19 protein-coding genes are annotated in these 20569 nt (G+C 61.5%); 11 read left to right on the forward strand and 8 right to left on the reverse strand.

Features of this window, described 5'->3' with window-relative positions; translation table 11 throughout:
• Positions 1-26 precede the first annotated feature (26 nt).
• A complete protein-coding gene (rph, locus tag F0A16_RS14940) occupies positions 27-749 on the reverse strand; it encodes a ribonuclease PH (RefSeq protein WP_110707233.1) in 723 nt (240 codons plus the stop codon).
• A gap of 173 nt (positions 750-922) precedes the next feature.
• Between rph and F0A16_RS14945 the strand changes: the two genes are divergently transcribed.
• Positions 923-1786 carry a YicC/YloC family endoribonuclease gene (locus F0A16_RS14945; RefSeq protein ID WP_149436195.1) on the forward strand — a complete coding sequence of 288 codons (864 nt, stop codon included), beginning with the start codon at positions 923-925 and terminating at the stop codon, positions 1784-1786.
• Positions 1787-1925: 139 nt separating this feature from the next.
• Positions 1926-2603 carry a GntR family transcriptional regulator gene (locus F0A16_RS14950; protein ID WP_149436196.1) on the forward strand — a complete coding sequence of 226 codons (678 nt, stop codon included), beginning with the start codon at positions 1926-1928 and terminating at the stop codon, positions 2601-2603.
• Between the two features lie 63 nt (positions 2604-2666).
• On the opposite strand, the gene F0A16_RS14955 is transcribed toward F0A16_RS14950, so the two are convergent.
• From F0A16_RS14955 to F0A16_RS14965, 3 genes are all read right to left on the reverse strand, one after another.
• On the reverse strand, positions 2667-4208 hold the full coding sequence (locus F0A16_RS14955; RefSeq protein ID WP_149436197.1) for a tripartite tricarboxylate transporter permease: 1542 nt from the start codon (positions 4206-4208) through the stop codon (positions 2667-2669).
• Positions 4209-4211: 3 nt separating this feature from the next.
• Positions 4212-4673, reverse strand: a complete 462-nt coding sequence (locus F0A16_RS14960; RefSeq protein ID WP_149436198.1) for a tripartite tricarboxylate transporter TctB family protein — start codon at positions 4671-4673, stop codon at positions 4212-4214.
• Positions 4674-4741: 68 nt separating this feature from the next.
• Positions 4742-5656, reverse strand: a complete 915-nt coding sequence (locus F0A16_RS14965; RefSeq protein WP_239023846.1) for a tripartite tricarboxylate transporter substrate binding protein — start codon at positions 5654-5656, stop codon at positions 4742-4744.
• Between F0A16_RS14965 and F0A16_RS21775 the strand changes: the two genes are divergently transcribed.
• The 9 genes from F0A16_RS21775 to F0A16_RS15005 all read left to right on the forward strand — a co-directional run bounded on the left by F0A16_RS21775 (position 5634) and on the right by F0A16_RS15005 (position 12515).
• The gene (locus F0A16_RS21775; RefSeq protein ID WP_187776032.1) at positions 5634-5864 is read left to right on the forward strand and encodes a hypothetical protein; all 231 of its coding nucleotides are present in this window, start codon (positions 5634-5636) and stop codon (positions 5862-5864) included. The two genes, F0A16_RS14965 and F0A16_RS21775, sit on opposite strands and share 23 nt — an antisense overlap.
• Before the next feature lie 209 nt (positions 5865-6073).
• Complete coding sequence (locus F0A16_RS14970) at positions 6074-6712, forward strand: 4-carboxy-4-hydroxy-2-oxoadipate aldolase/oxaloacetate decarboxylase (RefSeq protein WP_149436200.1); 639 nt, start codon at positions 6074-6076, stop codon at positions 6710-6712.
• Between the two features lie 103 nt (positions 6713-6815).
• Positions 6816-8147 carry an alpha-hydroxy acid oxidase gene (locus F0A16_RS14975; protein WP_149436201.1) on the forward strand — a complete coding sequence of 444 codons (1332 nt, stop codon included), beginning with the start codon at positions 6816-6818 and terminating at the stop codon, positions 8145-8147.
• Positions 8148-8245: 98 nt separating this feature from the next.
• Positions 8246-9250, forward strand: coding sequence for a hydroxyacid dehydrogenase (locus F0A16_RS14980; RefSeq protein ID WP_149436223.1), 1005 nt, complete (start codon positions 8246-8248; stop codon positions 9248-9250).
• 49 nt (positions 9251-9299) lie between these two features.
• On the forward strand, positions 9300-9566 hold the full coding sequence (locus tag F0A16_RS14985; RefSeq protein ID WP_149436202.1) for a hypothetical protein: 267 nt from the start codon (positions 9300-9302) through the stop codon (positions 9564-9566).
• 32 nt (positions 9567-9598) lie between these two features.
• The gene (gene acuR / locus F0A16_RS14990) at positions 9599-10234 is read left to right on the forward strand and encodes an acrylate utilization transcriptional regulator AcuR (protein WP_149436203.1); all 636 of its coding nucleotides are present in this window, start codon (positions 9599-9601) and stop codon (positions 10232-10234) included.
• Positions 10235-10296: 62 nt separating this feature from the next.
• Positions 10297-11286 (forward strand): acrylyl-CoA reductase (NADPH), encoded by a 990-nt coding sequence (acuI, locus tag F0A16_RS14995; protein ID WP_149436204.1) that lies wholly within the window; start codon positions 10297-10299, stop codon positions 11284-11286.
• A 45-nt stretch (positions 11287-11331) separates the two neighbouring features.
• Entirely contained in the window at positions 11332-12006 is a 675-nt protein-coding gene (locus F0A16_RS15000) for a dimethylsulfonioproprionate lyase family protein (RefSeq protein ID WP_149436205.1), read from the forward strand.
• Positions 12007-12200: 194 nt separating this feature from the next.
• Positions 12201-12515, forward strand: a complete 315-nt coding sequence (locus tag F0A16_RS15005) for an SDR family oxidoreductase (RefSeq protein ID WP_223119801.1) — start codon at positions 12201-12203, stop codon at positions 12513-12515.
• Between the two features lie 1298 nt (positions 12516-13813).
• Here the strand turns inward: F0A16_RS15005 and F0A16_RS15010 are convergent.
• From F0A16_RS15010 to F0A16_RS15025, 4 genes are all read right to left on the reverse strand, one after another.
• Positions 13814-15265, reverse strand: coding sequence for an aspartate ammonia-lyase (locus F0A16_RS15010; protein WP_239023848.1), 1452 nt, complete (start codon positions 15263-15265; stop codon positions 13814-13816).
• Between the two features lie 336 nt (positions 15266-15601).
• Positions 15602-16294: a M48 family metallopeptidase gene (locus tag F0A16_RS15015; protein WP_149436206.1), complete on the reverse strand. Its 693-nt coding sequence runs from the start codon at positions 16292-16294 to the stop codon at positions 15602-15604.
• Positions 16291-19608 carry a type I restriction endonuclease subunit R gene (locus F0A16_RS15020; protein ID WP_149436207.1) on the reverse strand — a complete coding sequence of 1106 codons (3318 nt, stop codon included), beginning with the start codon at positions 19606-19608 and terminating at the stop codon, positions 16291-16293. Before F0A16_RS15020 ends, F0A16_RS15015 begins: the two co-directional genes overlap by 4 nt.
• 20 nt (positions 19609-19628) lie before the next feature.
• The gene (locus tag F0A16_RS15025; RefSeq protein WP_149436208.1) at positions 19629-20252 is read right to left on the reverse strand and encodes a restriction endonuclease subunit S; all 624 of its coding nucleotides are present in this window, start codon (positions 20250-20252) and stop codon (positions 19629-19631) included.
• Between the last annotated feature and the right edge of the window lie 317 nt (positions 20253-20569).

Here is a 20569-nt window from a genome sequence, read left to right on the forward strand (position 1 = left end):
ATGGCGGCCGCCATCACGGCAGCGAATCAGCGGCGAATGCCCAGCGCTTCATGCTGCTTGGCAAACAGGGCCTGGCAGCCACTCTCGGCCAGGTCGAGCATGTTATTGAGCTCGGCGCGGGAGAACGCTTCGGCTTCCGCCGTGCCCTGCACCTCGATGAGCTTGCCGTCTTCGGTCATCACCACATTCATGTCGGTGTCGGCGGCGCTGTCTTCCGGGTAATCCAGATCGAGTACTGGCGTGCCCTTGTAGACACCCACCGAGATCGAGCTGACCAGCTGACGGAACGGGTCGGTCTTGATCATCTTCTTGCGCTGCATGTACTGCAGCGCCTCGATCAGCGCCACGCAGGCCCCGGTGATCGATGCCGTACGCGTGCCGCCATCGGCCTGCAGCACGTCGCAATCCACCGTGATGGTGAACTCGCCGAGCTTCTTCAGGTCCACCGCCGCGCGCAAGCTGCGGCCGATCAGGCGCTGGATCTCCAGCGTACGCCCACCCTGCTTGCCTCGCGCCGCCTCACGGCCGCCGCGGGTGTGGGTCGCCCGCGGCAGCATGCCGTACTCGGCGGTCACCCAGCCCTGGTTCTTGCCGCGCAACCAGCGCGGCACACCGGCTTCGACGCTGGCGTTGCACAGCACCTGGGTATCCCCGAAGCTCACCAGCACCGAGCCTTCGGCGTGACGGGTAAAACCGCGGGTCAGCGTGACCTCGCGGGGCTGATCGGGTTGTCGTCCACTCGGGCGCATGAAAGCCTCTCGATCCAAAACATCAATGACAGAAGCGCCACGCCTTCGACGCTTCACAGCAGGCCGGCCATTCTACACGGCTCGGCTGTACATTCACCGCTGGCGAGCGGCGGCCTATGGCTTCACGGATGGGTTACACTCGATCGATCAGCTCGACGATTCAAGGAACTCCCATGCCCCACAGCATGACCGCCTTCTCACGCCAGACCCGTGATGCCGACTGGGGCAGCCTGCAGCTCGAACTGCGCTCGGTGAATCAGCGCTACCTGGAGCCCCACTTCCGCCTCCCCGATACCCTGCGCGATCTCGAACCGCACTTTCGCGATGCCATGCGCCAGCGCCTCGCCCGCGGTAAGGTGGAGTGCTCGCTGCGTTTCGACCCCGCCGAGGATAGCGCCGCCCCCGGGATCAACGCCGATCAGCTCGCCGCACTCTCCCAGGCGCTGGAGCAGATCCGCGCCCAGCTCCCGGAAGCGCCGATGCCCAACGCGCTGGAGCTACTCGCCCACCCCGGCGTGATGGCCACCCAGCGCCTGGATATCGATCAGGTCAAAGCCGCCGGACTCGCGCTGTTCGACGCGGCGCTCGAGGATCTGGATGCCGGCCGCGCCCGCGAAGGCGAGCGCCTGGCGGAACTGATTCGCGAGCGTCTGAGTGGCATCCGCGAACAGGTGGCGACCGTGCGCGAGCACCTGCCATTGATTCTCGAGCGCCAGCGCGCGCAGCTACTGGAGCGGCTGGAAAGCGCCAAGACCGAACTCGACCCGCAGCGGCTGGAAGCGGAAATGGTGATGATGGCCCACAAGGCAGACGTCGCCGAAGAGCTCGACCGACTGGAAACCCACGTCACCGAAGTGGAACGTCAGTTGAAGCAGAAAGGGCCGGTCGGACGGCGCCTCGACTTCCTGATGCAGGAACTCAACCGGGAAGCCAACACCCTCTCCTCCAAGGCCATCGTCGCCGACACCACCCGCTGCGCGGTGGAACTGAAGGTGCTGATCGAGCAGATGCGGGAGCAGATTCAGAACCTGGAGTGAGATGTCCATCCATCGGAGGACGATCCATCACCCCACCACATGACACTACCTGTCACCGATGCGATGCTGGCAGGGTATCGACATCAGCCTAGGGTTCCGGACGACCGTCATGACGGTCTAGCGTGATCGTATTCAAGCCATGACAAAGCTCACAGATCGGGTCTACACGACACTCAGAAGAAAAATCATGTCGGGAGAGTTATCTTCGGACATGCAGATCAAGGAAGCCCATCTAGCCGAGACGCTTGCGGTCAGCCGGACGCCGGTTCGAGCAGCCATTCAGCGCCTCGTGGACGACGGCCTGATCTATCACGAGAAGGGTCGCGGCTCATTCGTTTCGCCCTGGCAGCAGGACGATATCGTCGACATCTACGAGCTACGCATCCTGCTGGAATCACGCGCAGCCAGGCTGGCCGCCAGCCGTGCGACGGCGGAGCAGATCGCGCAATTGCATCGTCATGCCGACGTGATCGAAGGGCTCTATCGGGACCAGCCCGACAAGTACCTGTTCAGTATCCAGGCGGAAAATCAGAAATTCCATCAGATCCTGATGACGGCATCGGGCTCTGCGCAGCTCAAGCAGATGGTCAGGATGCTGGTCGATTCACCGATCACGGTAGGCTCTTACTACCTCTACTCCGACGCAGAGATGCAGCGCTCGATGCAGCAACACAGGGATATCATCGATGCGATCGAGAAGCGGGAGGAGAGTTACGCCGAAGACCTCATGCGCGTGCACCTGCGCATGGCCTATTGCGTCTTCATGGCCAGGCAATCGGCCCAATCGAAAGGGGATCCTTGGGGAAAAAGCGGATAAGACATAGCGCGCCTCGAGTTCACCAAAGGCGCGCTAGACCAACCTATCCCAGATCACTGACGCTCAAGGCTCAAACCGTTGACGGGCCCGCTCAGGGTCGCTCGCCATCGCCAGTTTCGACGGCCGCCCTCGGTAGTGGGTCAGCAGCCGCCGAATGACCGGTACCAGAACGGTCAGCACAATGATCGTCACCATCACGATGGCAATGGTACTGGAGAAGAGATAGCTCACCTCGTGCCGGCCGATGAGCATCGCCCGACGCAGGCTCGACTCCGCCACCGGCCCCAGAATGACGGCCAGCACCGCAGGCGCCAGCGGAATTTTCAGCCGCTCCATGCCCCACCCCATGACCCCGAACGTCAGCATGAGCCACACATCGAACAGGCTGTTGTTAATCGCGTAGACCCCGATGGTAGTCAAGGCGATGATGATCGGCGCCAGGAGCAGCGGCGGCATGTACATCACATTGATGAACAGTCTCGCGCCGAGTCGTCCGATCACGAACAGCATGATCGAGGTCACCAGCATGGCCAGGATAAAACCGTAGGTGACGGGAGCGGAACGCGTGAACAGGTCCGGCCCCGGGAGCATGCCGTGAACCAGCAAGCCGCCCAGGATGACCGCAGAAACGCTGCTGCCCGGAATCCCCAAGGTCAGCGCTGGAATCAGGGAAGCCGCGTTGTCAGCGTTGTTGGCGCACTCCGCCGCTGCCACGCCTTCGGGCGCTCCCTTGCCGAACCGCGACTTGTCCTTCGCCACACGTCGCGCCTCGTTCCATGAGAGCATGGCTGCGATATTCCCACCCGTGCCGGGAATGATGCCTACGATCACGCCGATGACCGATGCCCGACACCAGGTCGGCATCAATCGTCTCCAGCCGATGCCGCTTCGCGTCTTGCCGCCACTGCCGATGCTGTTCCTGCTCAGCAGCATGGCTTCCTGCGCCAGCGTCAGCGCCGGCGGAATGGCGTAGAGCCCGGTGAGCAGCACCAAGATGTCGATGCCGCCCATGAGATCCATGACATTGAACGTGAAACGCTCGTTACCGGTCATCGAGTCGATCCCGACCATACCGATGACGAGACCGAGACAGGCACTGATGAGCCCCTTGATGGGCGCATCGCTCAGCAGTACTGAGATGGCCGCCAGCCCGAAGATCGCCAGCCAGAAAACCTCCACCGGGCCAAACTTCAACGCCATCGCGGCCAGGGGCGGACTCAGAAAGAGCAGCGCCAGGGCACTGACCGAGCCGCCGATCGCCGAAGACGTCAACGCGATCTTCATCGCCTCCAGCCCCTGGCCCTTTTGCGCCATGGGGTGGCCGTCGAAAACCGTGGCGATACCGGCAGGCGTCCCCGGAATACGCAAGAGAATGGCGGGAATGGCGCCGCCGTACATGGCGCCATTGTAGATACCCGCCATCATGCCGAGCGCAACCAGCGGATCCATGGTGAACGTCAGCGGAATCAGCACGGCGATACCCATCGTCGCCGAAAGCCCAGGCAGCGCACCGATGAGCACGCCGATGGTCGCACCACCGGCCATGGCGAGCAGGACAGCGGGTGAAAATAGCAACGGGAGGGCGGAAAGAATGGAATCCCACATGAGTCATATCCCCGTGAAAACGCGCAGCGCCATTTCGGGAGGTAGCGGTCTATCCAGCACCACCTGAAAGATCAGATAGATCAGTAGCGAGAAAATGATTGCCGTTACCACCAACCACTTGCCTTTGCGATAGCCGAGGAGCATTCCACTCAGCGGCACAAACAGCAGGAACGTAGTGGCGAACCCCAGCCTGGGTGCAGCAACGATCATGACGATGGAAGTTGCCAGCAAGGTGAAGAATCTTCTGACATGGCCCGGCGCGAGTCGAATCGAATCGCCACCTTCATGACGCAGGGTAAGCGCAGATCTCACGGCCCAGACCACTAGCAGGAGGGTCAGAAGTCCCATCACGACGGTGGGCAAATAGGCGGAATCTCGCGTGAACCCCAGCGCATGGATAAGCCCGAAGACGCTGAGTACCGCGCCAGCGAGTGCCACTCCCGTCTCTACCACTGCCTGACGCATAATCGCGCTCCTCTCAAATGCGGCGGATAAAAAGTGGCGAGCCAGCCACCAAGGGCTGGCTCGTCCTATCACTGACTCCAGGGAGATTCATCCCAAAGCGCCTGAAAACGTGCCTGCAGGTCCTGAAGTGTTTGCTGGTAGGTGGTCGGATCCTGGTAGTCGAGTGGTAACGACTGCTGCACGGCTGCCTTCTGGAAGTCCTCGTTGTTCATGGCCGCTTCGATGGCACTGGAGAGTTTCTGGACGATTTCGTCCGGGACCCCAGCAGGAACGGCGATGCCGCGGTTCGAGCCAATAGTCAGCTCGTAACCGGCTTCGGCAGTCGTCGGCACATCGGGTAATTCCTTCGAACGCTGGCTTGCGGCCTGGGCCAGCATCTTGATGCGCCCGGCCTTCACGTCCGCCGCCGCTTCGCCAATGTTGAATATTCCCATCTCGATGTGCCCGCCCATCAATGCCTGACGTACGTCGGCAGCGCCGGGAAAGGGCACGTGGGTCATCTCGATTCCCGCCAGGCGCTCCAGCGCCAGCGCGGCCAGGTGATCGTCCGAACCGACCCCGGTCGTGCCGTAGGTGATCTCGCCGGGGTGTTCCTTCGCGTAGGCGACCAGATCCTCGAGCGAGGCGAATTCGCTATCCGGCCCCACGTTGAAGCCATCGGGATCATCGACAACGCTGGCCACCGGCTGGAAATCGGAAAGTTCGTAGCGTGTTTCACGTTCGATCGGGATGGTCAGCACGTTGGGCGTATTGATGAAGCCGATGGTGTAACCGTCGGGCTCGGCGTTGGCCAGTGCCGTGAAGCCGACCTCGCCACCGGCGCCGGGGCGGTTGATGACAGTGATGTCGGTGCCCAATTCCCTCTCGATATAGGGCACCAGTGTCCGCGCGGCGATATCCGTACCGCCTCCAGCGGAATAGCCGATGATCATCTGCACGGCGCGCTCGGGATAGTCGGCCATGGCCGACAACGGCATCAACATGATGGCGGCGATCGCAACGGTTCTTGTCTTCATGCCAGGCTTCATGGGCCTCTCCTTTTTCGCCGCCATCGCCTCGACGGGCGTGATGGCTTGGCGACCTGTGCTCGGATGGATGTCGAAGACGACGGATATCGCTCGACTCTCGATTATTGTTCTAATAAAAAACAAAATTATCGAATCACAGGCGCCTCATCGGCTCAAGCGGTGATTTCAACCTCCCCATTCGGAAATCGTTAAATGTTCACAAGCGGATGAATAAAAACCAATTTATGGATCATTATACTTTTGTCTCGCATGAGAAAAAGGAAGAATCGATAGACAGGATATCAATATTGTTTTTTTATTGTTCTACACGATGTCCTGCGCCGACGAGACCTTGCGCACCGGACGAGCTCCTCATCAGAGAAGGACCAACCAATGACTTCACAGACCGTCATGGACACGCTGAAGACCCTGGGCAGCGCAACGATTCATGAAGCTCAAGGCCAGCGAGGCGCCATGGATTCCGGCATCAAGCCGCTGGATCCAACGCTGAGAATGGCTGGAAGAGCGCTGACCGTGGACTGCTCGCCCGGTGACAATCTGCTGATTCACTACGCCATCTCCAAGGCAAGGCCGGGTGACGTGCTGGTCGTCGATGCCAAGGGCTTCACCGAAGGAGGGCCATGGGGGGATATTCTGACGCTGGCGGCCACGCTGGCGGGCATCCGCGGCCTGATCATCGACGGTATGGTACGCGACGCCGATACCATCATCGAATCCCGCTTTCCGGTGTTCTGCCGCGGGCTCTCGATCAAGGGAACGCACAAGCATCAATCGGGCAGGGTCAAAGAAACGATCCAGTGCGGCGGCGTGGCGATACGTGCCGGCGACTTCGTGGTCGGCGATCGGGATGGCGTAGTGGTAGTGGCGGCCGAGGAGCTCGATGACGTCATCAGGGCCTCCCAGGCGCGCGAAGAGAAGGAAGAGGCGTTCCGCCGTGAACTGGAGCAGGGAGCCAGCACGCTCGATCTACTGAATCTACGCGGCACCCTCGATCGCCTGGGTTTGAAGTAAAGCCTGGCGAGTCAATGACCGGCGCGTCGCGGGATGAGGGTATCGCGCGAAGACCCAATCCCCTTGAACGCCGGCCCCGCTAGACTGACTGATGGAACGCTCGATGCCGATCTCGATCCGCCCCCTTCTCGCTGACGCCCGATCGGCGGTAATCCGTCGCCGGCTGGCCCGTATTCACAACCTGCACGACTTTGAGTCAGTCGCTCGCCGCTATCTGCCCCACTCCGTCTTTTCCTACATCGCCAATGCCGCAGAAGATGGTCAATCGTCCAGAGCCAACCGGCATGCCTTTGGCGATTATGGCTTCATGCCACGCGTGCTGGTGGATGTCTCCCAAGTGAGCCAGGCCACGACCCTCTTCGACCTGCCGATGTCGTCACCGTTCGGTATCGCACCGATGGGACTCGGCGCACTGTGGGCCTACCGGGCTGACATCGTCCTCGCTGATGCCGCAGCATCGGCGGGCATCCCGATGATCATGAGCGGCTCATCGCTGATTCGCATGGAAACCCTCGCCGACCGGGGAGACGCGACCTGGTTCCAGGCCTATCTACCGGCCGGGCGCGAGGCCATTCGGTCGCTGGTGGCGCGCGTCCAGGCAGCGGGGTTCACCACGCTGGTGATTACCCTGGACACGCCGGTTGCCACGAACCCGGACAACAACCGCCGAGCCGGCTTCTCCTCCCCCATGAAGCCGTCGGCCAGACTGGCCTGGGATGGCATTTCACATCCCGGATGGCTGTTCAACACCTTCCTGAGAACGCTCCATCACCACGGGATGCCGCACTTCGAGAACAACTACGCTTCCCGCGGAGCCCCTATTTTCTCCCCCCACGTCAACCGAGACATTTCCGACCGGGGCCATTTGAACTGGGACGACCTGGTATTCATTCGCAACATCTGGCGGGGCCGGCTGGTACTCAAGAGTGTCCTGCATCCCACCGATGCGAAAAGAGCCCGGGCACTCGGGGTCGACGCGCTCATCGTTTCCAACCACGGCGGTCGGCAGCTGGATGGCGCGGTCTCGCCGTTACATGCGCTGGCCGACGTCATCGCGGCAGTGGGAGACCTGCCGGTCATGATCGACAGCGGGTTCCGTCGCGGCACGGACGTGCTGAAAGCCCTGGCGCTCGGGGCGCGCTTCGTATTCATCGGGCGACCGTTCGCCTATGCCGCCGCCGTCGGCGGCGAGCGGGGCGTCGCGCACGCCATCGAACTCATGACGGCCGAGATCCGGCGTGACATGGCACTACTGGGGATCACCCGACTGAATCAGTTGCGCCGGGATCACCTGGTCGCGCTGACCTCGATGGCGGAGCGCCGCTTGTCGAATGACAACGACCCAGGTCATCACGACAGTCCAGAAAATTCGCCACATCGAGACCATCACACCGATCGAGAGAATCATCTTCAGGAAGCGAGGACTGAAAATTGAATCATCAACACAGTGCGCCGACACCACTAGAGACAACGTCGCGGCAACGGTCTCTCGACAAGTCGGTCTTCCGACTCGATGTCTGGTACGACGAATCGATGCAGGCTATTTACGAGACCCGACCCGATATCACGCTGACCACGCTTCCCGCTGCCAGCCGCCTCGACGACTGTGCAGAGGTGCTGCAGATGGCACACGCCTACCAGATCTCTTCGGCCAAGGATGAAACGCCTCCGGCCTGGTTCGCCAACGAGGCCCTGCTCGCCAGAACGCCCAATCTCCTCTGTGTCTCCACCTCGGGATCCGGCTATGACACGGTCGATATCGAGGCCTGCAGCCGCGCCGGCGTCCTCGTGATGAATCAATCCGGCGCCAACGCCCAATCGGTGGCCGAACACACCTTGGGCATGATGTTGGGAGTCAACAAGCGACTCGCGGAGAATGACCACCGCCTGAGGCAGGGCGGCACCTTCTCCCGCGAGGATCTCATGGGGCGCGAGCTCCAAGGCAAGACAGTCGGACTCGTGGGCATCGGCCATATCGGCAAGCGCGTCGCCGCGCTGGCCACAGCTTTCGGCATGGAGGTGATCGCCTACGATCCGTTCCTGGATGCGGATACGATTCGAGAGAGAGGCGCCCGCCCGGTGGCCCTATCGGCGCTGCTGGCCGAGTCGGACATCGTATCGCTGCACTGCCCGAGGAAGACCGACACGCTTGGGATGTTTGACGCTTCCGCCTTTGCCGCCATGAAATCCGGCGCGCTCTTCGTTACCACGGCACGCGGCGGAATTCACTCGGAAGCGGCGCTGGCCGAGGCACTTCAAAGCGGACATATCGGTGGGGCCGGTATCGATGTGTGGGACGTTGAACCCCCGCCTCTGGACCATCCATTGCTGGCCATGCCCAATGTCATGGCGACGTATCACACCGCCGGCGTCACGCACGAGGCACGGCGCAATATTGCGACCTGGGCAACACGGCAACTGATCGAAACGCTGGATGGTGAATTCCCGCCGCGCTTGCTCAACCCTGAAGCCTGGCCAATTTACGCTGAGCGTTACCAGGCGATATTCGGGAAACATCCAACAAAATCTTGTCGATAAAGCACGACTCACTTGGCTCCTGCTCAGTACCAGCCGATCTGACACGGTCTTGCGATCGAAATACCGTATCGGCTGGGATCTTGGTGGGTTCTTCTCGAACACTGCATTTGGCGATGATGACACGCCTAGACCCGGCCAGCGCCGAGCTGACACTAAGGCGCTGGTGGCGGAAGTCAATCCAACCTCGATCGAGACGATCAACGACCGCGTGCTGTCGCGCCTCGGCGTACCGCTGGTGGGCATCGATCCGGCAATGACGCTCACCTACCGCCAGAAGTACGTCGAGACGCTCGTGTCGATGACGATCCGATTTTGATATTTAGAGACGACCGGTCTAAATTGGACTCCATGCAGACGCCAACGCCCCCCAGCAAACGCCGCGGCCGCCCACCGAAGGTGGCGCGCACCAACCCGGACACTCGGGACGCCCTGATTCGGTGTGGCGTCGAAGTGCTCACCGAGCAGGGATTCGTCTCGACCGGGATCGATGGCGTGCTGAAACGGGTCGGCGTGCCAAAGGGGTCGTTCTATCACTACTTCGATAGCAAGGAAGCGTTTGGTCACGCCGTGCTGTCACGATATGCCGATTATTTCGCGCGCAAGCTCGACCGCTGGCTGCTCTCTTCCGAATTGCCGCCCCTCGAACGGCTCCGCCGGTTCACCCAGGACGCCCAGGAAGGCATGGCGCGCCACCACTACCGGCGAGGCTGCCTGGTGGGAAATCTGGGCCAGGAGGTCACGCTGTTACCCGCTGGATTCGACGAGCGGCTGGAAGCCATCCTCCAGGACTGGCAACGCCGGGTCGCCGACTGCCTGCGACTGGCCCAGACGCAGGGCGCACTGGCCGCCGATACGGATTGCGACACCCTCGCCGCTTTCTTCTGGATCGGCTGGGAAGGCGCCGTTCAGCGAGCTCGCCTGAAGTGCGAGCCGACCCCCCTGGTGATCTTCAGCCGGGAGTTCTTCGCTCGATTGCCCCGTTGAGATCGAGCTCACCAAAGTCAAACGCCCTCTCCGAATCACCGTTCAATGCTCAGGAGGTTCACGTGTTCAACGCCATTGTCGTGCAGCAGACCAAAGCCGATCAGCGGAGCCACGCCGCGCTGACGCAGCTCGCCCCCGAATCACTGCCCCCTGGCGACGTCCTGGTGCGTGTCGAATGGAGCACGCTCAACTATAAGGACGCGCTGGCGATCACCGGCAAAGGGGCCGTCGTGCGCCGCTTCCCCATGGTGCCGGGCATCGACCTTGCCGGAGTCGTCGAGCACAGCGAGCATCCCGAGTGGACAGCCGGCGATCGCGTCCTGCTCAACGGCTGGGGCATCGGCGAGGCGCACTGGGGCGGCCTGGCCCAGTACGCTCGCGTCGACGGCGACTGGCTCACCCGGCTGCCTCCTTCGCTGAACACGCATCAGGCGATGGCCATCGGCACCGCCGGCTATACCGCCATGTTGAGCCTGCTCGCGCTGGAGCGCCACGGCCTGACGCCGGATCGCGGCGAGGTACTGGTGACCGGTGCCAACGGGGGCGTTGGCAGCTACGCCATCGCCCTGCTGGCGGCACGCGGCTACCGCGTCGTCGCGGCGACCGGCCGCCCTCAGGAGTCGACCTTTCTCGAGCGGCTGGGTGCCGCCGAGATCATCGATCGCAGCGAACTGTCAGGCCCCGGAAAGCCCCTGGCCAAGGCGCAGTGGTTTGCCGCCATCGACTCGGTGGGCAGCCATACCCTGGCCAACGTCTGCGCCCGCACCTGCCCCGACGGCCTGGTCGCCGCCTGCGGCCTTGCCCAGGGCATGGATTTCCCCGCGACCGTGGCCCCCTTCATTCTGCGTGGCGTCAGCCTGCTCGGCATCAACAGCGTCACCCGCCCTGCCGAGGAGCGCCGGCACGCCTGGGCGCGGCTGGCCGATGACATCGACCTCGCCCTGCTCGACGAAATCTCACGCGACATCCGCTTGAGCGAGACCTTGGAGGCGGCCGAACGACTTCTGGCAGGGACGGTGCGCGGCCGGCTCGTGGTGGACGTCAATGGCTGACTGCCCGATGGGCACTAACGATGGCAAGAGCGGAATAGAGGACAAATGAACGAAAGACTGCACGACGCCCCCAACTGGCTCTATCTCATCCGCGAGTTCGACTTGCTCTATCGGCAAGGGTCGGCGGGGGGCAGCAAGGCCATCAGAGCGCATCGCCGACGCGTCCGACACGCCACCTCGGCGATCATCGAAACGAATCCGGCGCTGATCGTTCGCGACGTCCAGCATCAGCCAGTGGTGGCGTATCTTGATCGGGCGCTGGATCTCGGTGCCCGCGACTCGCTGCATAGCTTGAGCCAGTCACTGGAGCGCGTGAGAGACGAGCTCACCTGGGAACTGGGTTATTCGAAGATCTCCAAATCCCTCAGCAAGCGCTATGCCTACACCGAGGTGCTCGGACCCAACGGGCCCATCGAGAGCGACCACTTGATTCTAGGATTCGTGCTTTTCGCGCCCAATACCACCTATCCGCAGCATAGCCATAAGGACATCGAAGAAAGCTATATCTCTATCGCCGGTGCCTGGTCGGAGAACGACAACGCTGTCCACGCCCCAGGCTCACTGGTCCTCAATCGCCCCGGCGACGAGCACCGCATCACTACCGGTGATCTCGACCCCTGCTTGCTGGCCTATGCCTGGGTGGGGCCGGCAGAGCGGCTCGCCAACCCAGGCATGAAATTCACAGCTCCACTGAGGAAAAAGAAATCCGAGCAAGCATAAGCAAGCTCAGCAATTCCTTGGCCGAGGCCAGCGGGCGCGGACGACAAGCTGGATGCACTGTTCCGATTGAGCCCGCGTTATCTCTTAGGGAACTGCGAACCGGTGGGATATCGCTTCTAAGGCCGGCGACGGCCATTCTCCCGAAGCGAGTCCGCGTCCTGATTGATTTCCTGGTGGAACGGTTGTCTTGAGGATTGCGCACCATTCCAGGCTCCGTATGGCACCAGATAGGCCCCCAACCCGCCACGGCGCTCGAACTCGACGACACCGGTATCACCGTCAATGCCATCGCCCCCGGCCCAACCGAAATCGAACTCTTCCGCGTCAACAATCCACCTGGCAGCGATGGCGAACGACGCTATCTCTCCGGCGTTCCCATGGGTCGCTTCGGCAAGCCCGAGGAGATCGCTGCCGGTATCGAGTTCTTCCTCTCGGAAGAGGCCAGCTTCATCACTGGACAGACGCTCTTCATCGACGGCGGCGCCTCGATCGGCAAGGCCGCTTTCTGACATTTCCCCGACACTAACCGCATTGGCCACAGTGCAGGAGAGTCAATCGGCAAGGCCATCGATAATCCGGACACCAGGCAGCAGAATCGATTCGGCTCCATGACAGATCAGCTCAAGGTTCCCGAAGACTCCGCCCCCGATCTGTCATCGTGTATGAGTATCGCAATATCAGAAGATGGGGGGACGGCACGCGTCGGAATCGGAGCGACCAGCCCCAGCGCCGCCTGGCATTGGCGCGACGCACATCGGCCATCGACCTCCACGACAAGAGGAGACGAAGTACCGGCGGCATGGCTGGAAGGCGGGAATTAAAAGAGGGCCAAAGCGCAAGCGCGAGGGCCCTCAGTAGCAGTGCCAAAGATGCTCTCTTATACGGCCCTCGCGATCCGTACGTCCATGGCGTCAGACAGATCCCTGTCCCAGGTCCTTGCGAGTGTCCATCCGATGGACAGACGAAGAATACCCCAAAGCATGATTAGGTAAAATGATCTGTGGTAAGCCAAAATACGGATAGGTAACTTAATGTAATTATGGGTCGCCGCCAGTTGGCCCCTTCAAACCCCGACCCACCCCGAGAATCGACTCCAAGCTCTCTTGGCGTCCCACGACCGCGTTGCACGGACGAGTCTTCATCCTGAAATCAGAATGACTGTGGTGGAAGAACTGGCAATACGCCACAAATAACGGTGCCAAACCCAAAAAACTCACTGAACGGCCAGAGGGCAGGTGAAGCAAAGCGTCCAGAATGGCATCTCTGCTGATCGGCATCGAGACATCGGAAACGGTAATGCCGGCTGTCGCCAGCCGGACCCATCCACGACGACCATCATAAGCATCCCTTCTTACCGTCCCGAATGCTCGCCACCTGTGGACACCGCTCAATCCCTGAAACGCCGGGAATTTTATAAACTTGAAGAACAGAATCCAGCATTAATTTAATTCATAAGAAGAATGAATGTTACACCCGAAAAGCGATGCAGAGTTACGCTCTGAAACGAAAATCGCACCCATCGGACGGATTCTTGTCCCGGTTCATTATCGACCCGATCGCGCCACCGAAGCGGTGCAGAAGAAAGATCCCGGTCCTCACGACAAAGAAAGGGGGCGGTTTGGAGTCGATACCGGGGGTGAGTCTAGCCCTCGTCGGATAGCCATACCTGCTATGTCGACGATTTGATCGCTATCAACGGCTTGCCATTCGGATCGCGTTGAAAAGTCGTCTGGCTAGATTGAGTCAACAAGGAGGCGGTGCCATGGGGCACCGCCTCGGTCTACGTCAAAGACCAAGGGCTTCGACGTTAGATCCGCAGCGGCGCAAGCCTGGGCGCAATCATATTCTCCGGGCGCAGGATATCGGCGAGCTCGGTGGCATCCAGCAGGTTCTCCTCCAGCACCAGCTCCAGCACGCCGCGTCCGCTCGCCAGCGCCTGCTTGGCGATGCGCGTGGCGTTGTCATAGCCGATGTGCGGGTTGAGCGCGGTGACCAGCCCGATCGAGCGCTCCACCATCTCGCGGCAGTGCGCCTCGTTGGCGGTGATGCCATCGATGCAGTGTTCGCGCAGCATGTGCATGGCGCGGGTCAGCAGGCGGATGGAGTCGAACAGCTTGTAGGCGATCAGCGGCTCCATCACGTTGAGCTGGAGCTGCCCGCCCTCGGCGGCCATGGTCAGCGCCAGGTCGTTGCCGATCACCTCGAACGCCACCTGGTTGACCGCCTCTGGGATCACCGGGTTGACCTTGCCGGGCATGATCGAGCTGCCGGGCTGGCGCGGCGGCAGGTTGATCTCGTTGAAACCGGCGCGCGGGCCGCTGGAGAGCAGGCGAAGGTCGTTGCAGATCTTGGAGAGTTTCACCGCCAGGCGCTTGAGCATGCCGGAGAAGAGCACGAACGCCCCCATGTCGGAGGTGGCCTCGATCAGATCCTGGGCCGGTACCAGCGGCTGGCCGCTGATGGCGCCGAGGCGCTCCACCGCCAGACGCTGGTAGCGCGGGTCGGAGTTGATCCCGGTGCCGATGGCGGTGCCGCCCAGGTTGACCTCGCACAGCAGGCGCGGAATCTGCGCCTCCAGGTGACCCAGATCCTCGCCCAGGGTAGTGGCGAAGGCGTTGAACTCCTGGCCCAGCGTCATCGGCACCGCGTCCTGCAACTGGGTGCGGCCCATCTTGAGCACGTCGGCGAAGGCCGTGCCCTTGTCGGCCATCGCATCGCGCAGGCGTGCCAGGCTGGTCAGCAGGTCATCGTGGCCGAGCAGCAGGCCGAGGCGAATCGCCGTCGGATAGGCGTCGTTGGTCGACTGCGCCATGTTGACGTGGTTGTTGGGGTGCAGGTGCGCGTAGTCGCCCTTGGCATGGCCGAGATGTTCGAGTGCCAGGTTGGCGATCACCTCGTTGGCGTTCATGTTGGTCGAGGTACCCGCCCCGCCCTGGATCATGTCAACCACGAACTGATCGTGGTGCTCGCCCGCGATCAGCACCTGACAACCGTAGCGGATCGCCCCCAGCCGGGTGGCGTCCAGGTAGCCCAGCTCGTGATTGGCCTCCGCCGCGGCCTGCTTGACCATGGCCAGCGCGATCACCAGCTTGGGGTAGTGCGCCAGGGGCACGCCGCTGAGGTGGAAGTTCTCCACCGCGCGCTGGGTCTGGATGCCGTAATAGGCGTTCCGGGGCACGGGCATCACGCCCAGCAGGTCCTTCTCTTCACGGGTGGGGATCGCGTCGGCGTCAGTGCCGAGATCCGGGGTCGCCATCATGGTGGGTATCGTCTTCAGTCAGGGGGTTCGAACGGCCTGGACGCCGGGGTGGCGGCGCCGCTGGGCGTAAGGTAACGCCACGCCGGGTCGCCTGCCCAATGCCGTTACGTGGTGGTGCATACCGGGAAGGTATGGGGCAGTGCCGGAGGAGGACGACCAACGGCGTTGACTGATCGGCTGCCGATGCCGAGAATTCAAGACAAGTGGACTGGGAGTGCCCGGTCGGCGTTATGACCTCGGTGAGTGCACCGGGGTTTTTCGCTATCTGGCTGCGGGAAATCGATATCGGATCTCACTAACCTGCCGATTCTTCTCGCTTCGGCTAGCCCTCTTCGTTCATATCCCCTCGACATCCATGCCGTGCTCCGCCAGCCACTGCTTTCGACTCTCGTAATCTGGCATGGCGCGCTCCAGCCGCGACCAGAACATCTCGGAGTGGTTGGGCTCGTGCAGGTGAACCAACTCGTGTACCACCACGTACTCGGCGATGCGGGCGGGCAGCAGCATGGTTTTCCAGTGAAAATAGAGCATGTCGCCCTTGCCGCAGGAGCCCCAGCGATAGCCCAGATCCTGCACTCGGATACCGGCGGGCTCGACCTCCAGCCGCGCGGCAAACATCCGCACGCGCTGCCAGAGCCACTGTTTGCCGCGCTCGCTGTACCATCGGATGAAGTGATGCCGGGCATCCGGCCGCGCGTCCCGGCGCAGATGAAAGCGCCCGTGGTGCCACTGGAGCGCGGCCTCCTGCTCATCGACCAGATTCAGCCGATGATGACGGCCGAGATACAGAAACCCTTCGCCCTGAACGTAGCTCTTCTGACGGATCTGCTTCTGCATCAGCGCCTTTTCGGCCAGCTTCTGGTAGACCCACGCCTGCTTGCGGCGCACGAAGGCTTCCAGCGTCGGCATCCCGACGCCTGGCGGTGCGCTCAGCACCAGCGACTGATCGCGCTCGACGGTCAAGCGCAGCGTCTTGCGCCGCGGGCTTTCGCGCACGGTAATGGTCAGGTCATCCACCTCGAGCGTCATGACTGCTCCAGCTTATAGCTATTGGCCTTAGCCAGGTCGCGCAGCTTGTCGACCAGCGGTTCGATCTGATCGAACGCCAGCAGATCCCTGTCCAAAATAAGTTCAAACAGCGCCTGCTCCAGGGCCTCCTGCATCGGCCGACGGTGCGGCTCCCAGAAGCTCGGCGTTTTCACTTCATGGCTGATGTGCGCCACCAGGTGCTCGGTGAGCTGGATCAGGTCCGACTGGGTGGCGAGATCGGGCTGCGCCCCTCCGCATTTGGCCTCGCGCAGCATGCGGTAAAAAGGCAGGTAGCTCTCGGGCACATCGGGCAGGCCTTCCTCGTGGCGCGTGCTGCCGCTATTGACCTCATCGATGATCGTCTGCAGGGCGGCAATCATGGCATCCCACTGGCCGGCCAAGCCTTCCAGAATGTCCTTGAGCCGCTCGCTCAACTTGGCGTAGTACACCGGGTCTTCGTCCAGCTTTTCGGTGACGTGGCTGCGAATGGCGTGCTCCATTTCCGACGCCACGGCTTTCTTCGCTTTCTCGCCATCCTCGGCGTTGTCGACGCCGTAATGGGCCGCCTGCTCACGCACTTGATGAAGTTGCTGGCCGAACTGCGCATCGGTCAGAGCTACCGGCGCGATCTTCGGGTCGACGCCCAGCGAGATCACATGTTCGTCGATCAGCCGGCGCACCTTGGCGCCAACATCCTTGCCCAGCACCGTGCTGTCCCGGTAACGGCGTCGCGCCTGGGCGTAGATCATCGCCAGTGCCTTGGCATCTTTGGTGAACGGCAGCGCCTCCGGGCGCGGCAGCACGGTGTCGAGGCTCTGCATGAAAGCCTTCACCTTAACGCCGAACTCCTGGCGCACCCGCTCGCTATCCAGCGCCTGGACGCAGGTTTCGATATCGTTCAGATTCTCGATACCGCGCGAACGCAATACATCCACCGCCCGCAGGTGGCGGTCGCGCAGCGCCGGAATCTCATCCTTCAGGCTGCGCAGCGCACCATCGACATCCTCGTCGCTATAGGCCTCCAACGCTGCCTTGAGGTGATTGGCGACGCCGAAATAGTCCACCACGATACCCACCGACTTGCCGAAGCCGGTACGGTTGACGCGAGCGATGGTCTGCAACAGCTCGGCTTCGCGGATCGAGCGGTCGAGATACATCACGCCCTCGATGGGCGCATCGAAGCCGGTCAGCAGCATCGATTTGACGATCAGAAACGCCAGCGGATCGGTATTGGCCGTCTGCCCTTCCTTCGGTAGCAAGGGTTTCTTGAAGCGCGCGATGGCTTCGTCCTGACGGGCGCGGTCGGTGTGCTCCTGCCACTCGCTGCCGTCGTTATTGCTACCGGAGACGATCGTCGCGAACTCAAGCTTCGCCAGCAGTTCGCGGTATCGCCATGTCTGCACCAATGCTTGCAGCTTGGGCGACTTGCGCGCCAATGCCTCATCATCCAGCGCTTTTATCTCTGGGCTAAGCCGGTCGGCGGCCTCCAATAGCTCGTCCCGCGCCTTTTCGAACGCCACCTTGTAGCGCACCGCCGCCAGACGGCTATAGCCCACCACCTGCGCCTTGAAGCCGTTGGGCAGAATATGGGTGACGTAGTGGCGCAGCATGTCCCGCGCCTTCTCTTCGATGAGCTTCGTCGCCTCCAGCACGTTGCCTTTGGTGGCGTACTTGCGTTTGATCGCCTCCAGTTCGTCGTCGCTGCGCTCGGCAAAGAAATCCTCGAACAGCTCATCGAGGCTGCTGCCATCCTTCACCGCACCCTGGGCCGTGCGCCCTTCGTAAAGCACTGGCACCGTGGCGCCATCCGCTTCGGATTCACGGATGGTGTACTTGTCGATGAATTCGCCGAAAATATCGTGGGTGCGCTTCTTCTCGCCCATGATGATCGGCGTGCCGGTAAAGCCGATGCGCGCACAGTTGGGCAAGCCCGCCTGCAGGTTGGCGTGCAGATCGCCCGCTTGGGTGCGGTGGGCTTCATCCACCATCACCAGAATGTCCTGGCTGGTGTTGAGCTGCTCGAAGTCGCTGGCATTGGCCTTGCCCTCGGCGTCGCGGTACTTCTGGATCATCGCGAACACCAGCCCCGGCCCTTCCTGACGCAGAATCTTCTTCAGCGTGGCGGCGTTGTTGGCCACATGCACCAGATCGCCGCTCAGGGCGGCGGTGGCGGCGAGCTGCTTCTGCAGATCGGTGCGGTCGGTGACGATGACGATCTTGAAGCGGCGCAGCGCCGGATCGGTGCGCATGCGGCGCACCAGAAACATCATCGTCAGCGACTTGCCCGAGCCCTGGGTGTGCCAGATGATGCCGCCGCGCCGGTCGTGCTCGCCATCTTCGATTCGCGTTTTGCCGTGCTTGAGCCGGTCGACCGCCTTCACCACGCCGCGATACTGCTGGTAGCGGCACACCCGCTTGAGGGTCTGCCCGCCGCTGCTCATGAACAGCGTGAAGTGGCGCACGATATCCAGCAGAGTCACAGGGGCCAGCATCCCCGCCACGGTGCGCTGCTGGGGCGAGAGCGCAGTCACAGCGAGCGCCTTGGCCACGTCCAACTCCCGCTGACGCGGATTCTCCGCACTGGCCACCGTTTTCCACGGCAGGTAGTGACTGGCGCCCGCGCCGATGGTGCCCACCCGGCAGTCATCGAAGCAGGTGGCGACCAAGAGCTGATTGGTGTTGAACAGCGCCGGGGCACCTTCGTGGTCGCCCGCCTCACCGCTGGCAAAGCGCTGGTCGCTGTAGCGGCGCAACTGATCGATGGCCTCTGCCATCGGCTCGGCCAGGTTCGGGCTCTTGCACTCGATCACCACCAGCGGGATGCCGTTCACCAGCAGTACCAGGTCGGGGACGATGTGCTGCTTGGCGGTGTCATGCCCCGGCGGGCACTTCACCTTGTACTGGTTGACGACCGTAAACTGGTTGTTGGCCGGGGTGTCCCAATCGATATAGCGGATCGAGCGCGAACGGCCGCCATCCCAATCCGCCAAGCCATCGACCACGATGCCTTCGGTGAGCAACTCGGTGGCCATCCGATTGGCCTCGATCAGCCCCGGCGCGGAGATGCGCGTCAGCGCCGACACCGCCGTACTGATCCGCTCATCGTCCAGCCACTCGGTGCGGCTGCCGTCAGATAGCGCGCGGGTGTTGATCGCCCCAATCCGCTCGCGCAGCACCTCGCGCTGCACCACCTCGGCAAAACTCTCACGACCGGTCGCCGTCGGGTCGTCCAGGCTGCCCTTGATATAGGTCCAGCCCATCGCCTCGAGCTGCGCGATCAACGGCTGTTCGCTCAGTTGCCACTCCGGCCACATCCGGCCTCTCCTTGTTCTGGTTAGCTGGCCTGCTGCTGTTGTTCGATCAGCTCGTTGACGCGAACCCGGCCGGTGAGCAGATCGTCCATCAGACCGGCTTTTTGTTTTTTGAGCTTTTTGACTCGCCTCTTTTCTTCCTTAATTCTTTTCCGAATAGAACGCACCTTTTCCACTATCAATCTTTGCTCGTCAATCTCGGGTTTGATACAGGAAAAATCTCCGACATCAGAACTTGAAACACCTGACACCGCGACTTGCCTTATGAATTTTCTTCTATCTTTAAAACTAATATTGCTTTGCAGGAATATTGCAACAAACTCCGGAATTAACTCGGCTTCCTGCACTCTTACTCTTATTATTGAAGATTCGAACGTTGCCGGACTAGGAACCATATCAACAAAACATACTTTACCAGCCCCTTCCATCACCAGAGACCTACGTGCAAACAAAAGATCACCTATACACAAGCCATAAGATTCTAATTCTATTCTTGAAACGTCTACTTTCGACGCCCCTTTATAATCAATCGAATCACCTGAGAATATATTCCCCATTTGAACCATAAGCGGGCCTCTTCCGTGATAGGCCGCAGGCTTATAAAGCCCATTTTTTGAAGGCTCTTTATAAACCTCTTTGAGAGTCACAGGCTCCCACTCCTTCGGAATCCACCCCAGAGGCGACTCTTTATACAATTCCGGCGCCTGCTCATAGGGCGGGCGAAGCTGGCCGCTTTCGTCGATGCCTCGGGTCAGCAGATCGTGCAGAAGGCCCTGTTTGACCTGCTGCAGCTTGGCGATGATGGCCTCGGTCTGACGGATTTGGGTGTCTAGGGTGGGCGGTCTCGATAACCAAGTGCAACACCCGAACTGTTAGCTAAGGTGTTGTCATGACTCATTGCTATCACCATCTCTGCGCCGAAGAGAGAGCTGCCATCATGTTGATGCAGGCAACTCATTCCATC

The sequence above is a fragment of the Salinicola corii genome (assembly GCF_008298015.1).
Lineage (GTDB): Bacteria > Pseudomonadota > Gammaproteobacteria > Pseudomonadales > Halomonadaceae > Salinicola > Salinicola corii.